The sequence below is a fragment of the Gemmatimonadota bacterium genome (assembly GCA_026706345.1).
Lineage (GTDB): Bacteria > JAAXHH01 > JAAXHH01 > JAAXHH01 > JAAXHH01 > JAAXHH01.
The window spans coordinates 1-5,348 of sequence record JAPOYX010000096.1 but is presented as its reverse complement, the minus strand read 5'-3'; the positions used below and the strand labels follow the sequence as shown (position 1 = coordinate 5,348).

Below are 5,348 nucleotides of genomic sequence, written 5' to 3'. Positions count from 1 at the left end.
TGGACCTGGAGCGCCGGGAGCTGCGGCTCAGGGACAGCAAGACGGGTCCGCGCACCGTGCCGCTGTCGCCGCCGGCTGCACGCGTGTTGTCGAACCGGCCTCGCGTGGACGGTTCGACCTGGGTGATTCCCGGCGGCGTGTCAATGCTGAAGTAATTTTCCCCTTGCGCCAGGATAAGTCGTGGAAAGGAGGATGAGATGATCTAAAACCTTTCGCCGCACCCCAGCGGGTTCGACTCCCGCCCGGCAAAGGCGCAGCCCGCCAGCCGGAAGCGAGTTTTGCATGGCGCATGGCAATGTGCGTCGTGAAGCGTAAACAGTGGGTGGCGAAGCGTCGTATTGAGCCTCGAGAGTTACGAACGATGACGTCTTCAGTGTGGGGATTCTGGGGACAGCACCGGACGCGCCGTTATCGGTGAGGCGCCAAGGGTCGTCCGGGGTCTTTAGACCGACGCAAAGTCACGGGATGGGGTGCCACGGAACCTGGGAGATCCTGTTCTTGCCCGTGGGCGAGATTGCTGGAGAGGGGACCGCCAGCGTGAACAATAAAGACCCTGGCCCGTTATCTAGACTGCATGGTAACGGGAGCGCTTTGGCGGACACGAATGCGCAGTCATCCACGGACCCGGCTGGCGAATCAATAAGCCGAAGGGCATGCGGAACAGGAAGTCGTAGCGCCCTGATAGTACCGCTGAAGGCGGGGAACCGTGGCCATCGGGACCGACTGGAGGAAAGCGGGGCGTCACATGGACAGAGCCACTGATGGGAAACGATGGAGGAAACACTGAGTTCCACAAACACGTACACGAAACAGCAGTGGATAGCCGAGCAGGCGAGGAAACATCCCGATCGGGTGTTCACATCCCTGCATCATCTGATCGACATCGAGTGGATGGTCGAGGCGTATCGCCGGACGCGCAAGGACGGTGCGGCAGGCATCGACGGCGTGACGGCTGCGGACTATGAGAAGGAGCTGGAGGCTAACCTTGGAAGCCTTTTGAACCGGATCGAGTCGGGCAGCTACATCGCGCCGCCGGTCCGGCGGCATTACATTCCGAAGGCGGACGGTACGAAACGACCCTTGGGCATCCCGACGTTTAAAGACAAGGTGGCGCAGCGGGCGATCCTGATGCTATTGGAGCCGATCTACGAGACCGATTTTCTATCGTGCTCGTATGGCTTCCGACCCGGGCGATCAGCCCACGATGCCTTGTACGCACTGCGCACGGGCATCGTGCGGCAAGGCCACCGGTGGGTAATCGATGCCGACATCTCGAAGTATTTCGACAGCATCGATCACGGGCATCTGCGGTCGTTCCTCGATCTGCGGATCAAGGATGGCGTCGTCAGGCGCATGATCGACAAATGGCTTAGCGCCGGGATACTTGAAGAAGGGGGTCTGCATCGGTCCAGCGTGGGCACTCCTCAAGGCGGGGTAATCAGCCCGATACTCTCCAACATTTTCCTGCACCATGTGCTGGACGAGTGGTTCGAGTGGACGGCGAAGCCTCGTTTGCGGGGATCGTGCCAACTGGTGCGGTTTGCCGATGATTTTGTGATGGCCTTTGAGGACGCTCAAAGCGGCAAGCGCATGCTTGACGTTCTGGGGAAACGTCTTGGTCGCTATGGGCTGGAGCTCCATGAGACCAAGACCCGCTACGTGGACTTCCGGCGGAAGCGCCCGCGCGGGCATGATCCGGACACGACGTTTGACTTTCTCGGCTTTACCCACCTGTGGGGACGGTCGAGGCGAGGCCACACTGTCGTTTGCCAGATCACCGCCAAGGGCCGCTTCACCCGTGCGCTCAGGGCGGTACGCGATTGGTGCAAAGCCAACCGACACCAACCGCTCGATGAGCAGCAAGAGCACCTTGCTCGGGTCATCCGGGGCCACTGCGGCTACTACGGTCTGACGGGCAACAGCAAGAAGCTCAATCGTTTCCGTTATCAGGTCATCCGTCACTGGCGGTGGGCGCTCACGCGCCGCAACCGCGAACGGGGCGTGACCTGGGATCGCATGACGGAACTCCTCCAGCGATATCCTCTGCCGCCAGCCAGGGTCGTGCGCTCGATCTATGCCTCCTGAGCAAACCTGCCATGTGAGGAACCGAGTGCGTCAATCGCGCACGCTCGGGTCTGCGAGGGGCGGGGCTCGGTAACGACCCCGCCTACTCGGCAGTTGTTGGAGTGACCCCCATCGACTGGACAACGACATGGCGGGATTTAGGCCACTTGCCGAGTATGTCGTGCCTCAAAATCCATCGGGCTGAGGTAGCCCAGCGCCGAATGGAGCCGTTTTTCGTTGTAGACCTCTTCCAGGAACCGCGGTAAGCGATTCACGACATCCTGGAAGGTCTCGTAGTCGTTCAGATACACCTCTTCGCACTTCAGCGTCTTGATGAAGCTCTCGCATTGAGCATTGTCGTAGGGATTTCCACGCCGGCTCATCGATCCGCGCAGGCCCCACTCGGCCATCAACGCGCGGTAGGTCGCCGAGGGTACTGGCTGCCTCGGTCGGTGTGATGGAGGCAACCGCGTGGCGGTCGGCGGTCTTCCAATGCCGCCTGCAGCGCCGCGATCGTCAGTCGCGTGTCGATCTGACGTGACACGGCGTAGCCGATCACGCGCCGCGACCAGGCGTCCAGGATCACCGCCAGAAAGACGAACGCCAGGCGCGTGCGGATGAAGCTGATATCCCCGACCCACAGTTGGTTCGGACCGCGGGGAACGAAGTCCCGGGCCAGGTTGGGGAACACCGCCTCTCGGCACCCGCCATCGCTGGTACGCACCGCCTGGCGCCGCAGCTTCACGCTCAGGTTGCGCTCGCGCATGATGCGCGCGACGCGCTTGTGATTGACCCGCCGGCCTTCGTGACGAAGCTGGGCCGTGACACGCCGATAACCGTACCGGGGAAACTCCGCACAGATCGCTTCGATCCGTGCAATCAACGCCTCATCGTCCTTGCCGCAAGCCTTGGGCCGATAGTAGTAACTGCTGCGTGAAAGGTTCATCAGCTGACAACCTCGTCGGATCGAGATCCCGTCGGGCCGCTCACGATGGAAGATGTCGCGCCGCTGGGCCGCTCGACCGACGGGCGGTTTTTTTTCAGCAGGTCGTTCTCCATGACCAACTGGCCCACCTTGCGCTCAAGCTCCGCGATCCTCGCTTGGTACTGCGCCAACCACTCCCCTTGCACCTGTTCATCATCGAGCTCTCCGGCCTCGTACTTGGCGATCCATACCCGAATCAGGTTGCGCGAGATGTCGTGCTCACGCGCCAAACGGGCAAGGGGAATCTCACCGGTCAGGTACTGCTGCGCCACCTGGCGTTTGAATTCAAGACTGTAACTGCGATGACGACGGGCCATGGTCATGTCCTCCTGGCCCGGTAAGCTTACTGGCAAAATCACGCCGTCAAATGGTCCAGTCCATGGGGGTCACTCCATCCGATGTACCAAAAGTTGTCAATGAGGAAGCTGGTGACCATAGTGGCGTCCCCGGAGGTGGTGTACGAACCGTGAGTCCGGGTTCAGTTTTGGTTTCTGAACTCTTTTAGTCTGATCCCTCCCATGTGAACGGTAGTGTAGACCAAGGGGCGGATCGGTCGCGTTGTCCACGGCCTGCCCACGGGCGCGGGCCCTCAATGAGCCCATGGCGCCGGTGGGCAGGCGGTGGGCAACGCGACCCCAAGGCGCGCGTCACGCTCACTGCGCCACTGCCGAGAGTCGTGCCGGGGAGTGGCCCGTCAGCGATCGCAGCCCTTCCAGCTGCATGTAGCGGCGATTGAGCTGCCACTCGTCGTTTTGCTCCAGCAGCAGCGCGCCGACCAGCCGCACGATGGCGGCCTCGTTGGGAAAGATGCCCACGACCTTGGTGCGGCGCTTGACCTCCGCGTTGAGCCGCTCGAGCGGGTTGGTACTGTGGATCTTCGTGCGGTGTGCCTTGGGAAAGGTCATGTACGCCAGCACTTCGCTCTCGGCCTCCTCCATCATCGCGGCGAGCTTCGGAAAACGCTCGCGTAGCTGATCGGTGACCGTGCGCCATTGCTCCGAGGCCGCCTCCGGGCTCTCCTGGGCGAAGGCGGTGTTGATCAGCGCGCGCACCATCTGGCGTTGCCCCTTGCCGGCATGCGCCAGCGCATTGCGCAGAAAATGCACCTTGCAGCGCTGCAGCGTGCCGCCCAGCACCTTGGCCACGGCACACTTCAGCCCCGGATGCGCATCGGCGATCACCAGCTTCACACCGCGCAGACCGCGAGCGCTGAGCGAGCGCAAAAAATCCGTCCAGAACGGCTCGGCCTCCGACGCACCGATGCGAAGTCCCAGAATCTCCCGCACCCCCTCGGCGTTGACCGCCACCGCCAGGGTCGCCGCCACCGATACGATACGCCCGGCCTGGCGCGTCCTGATGTACGTGGCGTCCAGCCACAGGTACGGCCACTCGCCCTCGATGGGGCGGTTCAAAAACGCCTCAACCCGCTCGTCGATCTGCTCGCACAATCTTGAGACCTGGCTCTTGCTGATGCCCGTCATACCGAACGACTTGACCAGCTCGTCCACCGAGCGGGTGGAGACCCCCCTGGATGTACGCCTCCTGGATCACCGCCACCAGCGCCTTCTCGCCCGTGCGCCGCGGCTGCAAAAACCCAGGAAAATAGCTGCCCTTGCGCAGCCTCGGAATCTCAAGATCCACCGATCCGGCCCGCGTGTCCCACAATCGGGGCCGGTAGCCGTTGCGGTGGTTGATCCGCTCCGCGGTGCGTTCCCCATAGCCGGCCCCGCACAGCGTGTCCACGTCCATGTCCATCAGCCGTTGGGCGACGAACTGAATCATCTCCCGCAATAGATCGACGTCGGCTCCCTTCTCAGCCAGCTCCGTCAGTGCCATAGTGCGCTTGTTGGTAGTCATCGTGATGCTCCTGGTTTGCTTGATCTGCAAAACCAAACTTACCAAGACTCACGGTGGCTGCCTCCTTTAGCCTTCAGCCCTTCCTACACCACTCCCGGGGACACGATCTGATCGGACGTGATCGAGATCGGCATCGACTTCGAAACGAATGCGTCCGCAGTGGCAGGAGCCCTTGTGGGTCCGCATCATCCAGCGATGCTACCAGATATCGATTCTGCCGATGGCGGTGGAACCACGTGGCGAGCGCCACTCGTTTAGAGCCAATCTAGGTCAGTAAGTGAAATACGAACCCAAACAAGGCGCCTCCGCTAGTGCCGCCATTTCTGCCGCCATGCATCGGGGGATTCACTTCCGGGCCGCCGTCGAGCGCCTTCCACCTATTGCGGTGATTTCGTGTGCGCCGCCGGGGGGACACCGGGTTGATGCGATTGACACCCTAAGC

The 5,348-nt window shown here is 62.0% G+C and carries 4 protein-coding genes and 1 pseudogene; 1 reads left to right on the top strand and 4 read right to left on the bottom strand.

The genetic code is table 11. The features are described 5' to 3' along the window. Positions 1-771: 771 nt before the first annotated feature. On the top strand, positions 772-2,085 hold the full coding sequence (gene ltrA, locus OXG98_07010) for a group II intron reverse transcriptase/maturase (protein ID MCY3771752.1): 1,314 nt from the start codon (positions 772-774) through the stop codon (positions 2,083-2,085). A 137-nt stretch (positions 2,086-2,222) separates the two neighbouring features. On the opposite strand, the gene OXG98_07005 is transcribed toward ltrA, so the two are convergent. The 4 genes and pseudogenes from OXG98_07005 to OXG98_06990 all read right to left on the bottom strand — a co-directional run bounded on the left by OXG98_07005 (position 2,223) and on the right by OXG98_06990 (position 4,906). Next, positions 2,223-2,474, bottom strand: a complete 252-nt coding sequence (locus OXG98_07005) for an integrase core domain-containing protein (GenBank protein MCY3771751.1) — start codon at positions 2,472-2,474, stop codon at positions 2,223-2,225. Further along, entirely contained in the window at positions 2,474-3,031 is a 558-nt protein-coding gene (locus OXG98_07000; protein ID MCY3771750.1) for an IS3 family transposase, read from the bottom strand. The genes OXG98_07005 and OXG98_07000 overlap by 1 nt, the downstream gene beginning before the upstream one ends. Next, complete coding sequence (locus OXG98_06995; GenBank protein ID MCY3771749.1) at positions 3,010-3,366, bottom strand: transposase; 357 nt, start codon at positions 3,364-3,366, stop codon at positions 3,010-3,012. Before OXG98_06995 ends, OXG98_07000 begins: the two co-directional genes overlap by 22 nt. Positions 3,367-3,702: 336 nt before the next feature. Further along, a pseudogene (locus OXG98_06990) lies at positions 3,703-4,906 on the bottom strand (IS256 family transposase). Between the last annotated feature and the right edge of the window lie 442 nt (positions 4,907-5,348).

What these genes read in the sequence shown, in the direction of transcription:
- OXG98_07005 (MCY3771751.1), bottom strand. Translation starts at nt 2,474, where the DNA reads ATGGCCGAGTGGGGCCTGCGCGGATCGATGAGCCGGCGTGGAAATCCC.
- ltrA (MCY3771752.1), top strand. Translation starts at nt 772, where the DNA reads ATGGAGGAAACACTGAGTTCCACAAACACGTACACGAAACAGCAGTGG.
- OXG98_06995 (MCY3771749.1), bottom strand. Translation starts at nt 3,366, where the DNA reads ATGGCCCGTCGTCATCGCAGTTACAGTCTTGAATTCAAACGCCAGGTG.